Consider the following 1,567-nt stretch of genomic DNA (forward strand, 5'->3'; position numbering starts at 1 on the left):
ATGAAATCTTGGACTACTGAGAGGTAGTTCATGTATTCATACGAAGATCGAATCCGCGCGGTGACGCTCTACATCCAGCTAGGCAAACGAGTCGCGGCAACCATTCAGCAGTTGGGCTATCCCACCAAGAATTCGCTCAAGAGCTGGCACCGCGAGTACGAGCAGGGTCGAGCCTTGAAGACAGCGGTTGTTCGCCCACCGAAGTTCACCGCTGAGCAAAAGGCTCGGGCCGTCGAACACTATCTGACGCACGGGCGCTGCGTGGCTTTCACAATCAAGGCTCTTGGCTATCCCGGGAGGGCCTCACTTCACGCTTGGGTTCAAGAGCTCAATCCCCGGGCTCGGCCACGCCTGCTTGGAGCATCGTCGAACGAGCAGAAGCACGCTGCGGTGCTCGCACTGTGCACACGTCAAGGACGCGTCCAAGCCATTGCTGACGACGTTGGCGTGTGTCGAGAGACGCTGTACAACTGGCGCAATCAACTATTGGGGCCAGAGGCTCTCGCATCGATGAAGCGCTTCAATGATTCTTCAACGGGTTCGGAGCTGTCCCAGTTGGAGCAGCAACTCCAGACGCTACGTCGTCAAGTGAGGCGGTTGCAGTTGGAACAGGAGTTATTGAAGAAGGCGAACGAGCTCCTAAAAAAGGACCAGGGCATCGACCTTCATCTCCTGAGCAATCGTGAGAAGACACTTCTGGTTGATGCCCTGCGCCATGAATACTCACTTGCCGAGTTGCTCGCCTCGCTAGTCCTGGCTCGCAGCTCGTACTTCTACCATCGAGCTCGGCTCAACGCTGACGAAAAGTATGTCGCGGTGCGCCGAACGATCACGGACATCTTCGAGCGCAACCATGGCTGCTATGGCTACCGTCGCATCCAGGCCTCACTGGTCAGGCAATGCGTGTGGATCTCGGAGAAGGTGGTCCGGCGCCTGATGAAGCAGGAAGGGCTGGTGGCCGCTGCGCCCAAACGACGCCGCTACGGCTCCTACTTGGGAGAGATTAGCCCTGCACCTGAGAACTTGCTGAATCGCGACTTCAATGCCACTGCGCCTAACCAGAAGTGGCTGACCGACATCTCGGAGTTCCAACTACCCGCCGGCAAAGTCTACCTGTCGCCCATGATCGATTGCTTCGATGGAATGGTGGTGAGCTGGTCTATCGGAACACGCCCCGACGCTGAACTGGTCAACACGATGCTGGATGCCGCGATCGCCAAGCTCAATGACAGCGAAGTGCAACCTGTGGTTCACTCAGACCGTGGTGCCCACTATCGCTGGCCAGGATGGTTGTCACGCATCGCTGATGCCAAGTTAGTGCGCTCGATGTCACGTAAGGGGTACTCACCGGACAATGCGGCCTGTGAAGGCTTCTTCGGGCGGCTCAAAAACGAATTGTTTTATGCCCGCGACTGGCAAACCACGAGCATTGAGCAGTTCACGCAAGCTCTGGACGCGTACATCCGTTGGTACAACGAGCAACGGATCAAGATCTCGTTAGGGGCACGGAGCCCTGTTGAGTACCGCAGGGCCCTCGGGATTGCTGCATAACCGTCCAAGATTTATG

Annotated in this window: 1 protein-coding gene; it reads left to right on the plus strand. The window is 57.1% G+C overall.

Annotated features, from left to right (window positions below):
* Positions 1–30: 30 nt before the first annotated feature.
* Positions 31–1,551, plus strand: a complete 1,521-nt coding sequence (locus tag CSE6_RS25885) for an IS3 family transposase (protein WP_034402022.1) — start codon at positions 31–33, stop codon at positions 1,549–1,551.
* Positions 1,552–1,567: the final 16 nt, after the last annotated feature.

The organism is Comamonas sp. E6, assembly GCF_001010305.1.
GTDB classification, from domain to species: Bacteria; Pseudomonadota; Gammaproteobacteria; order Burkholderiales; family Burkholderiaceae_C; genus Comamonas; species Comamonas thiooxydans.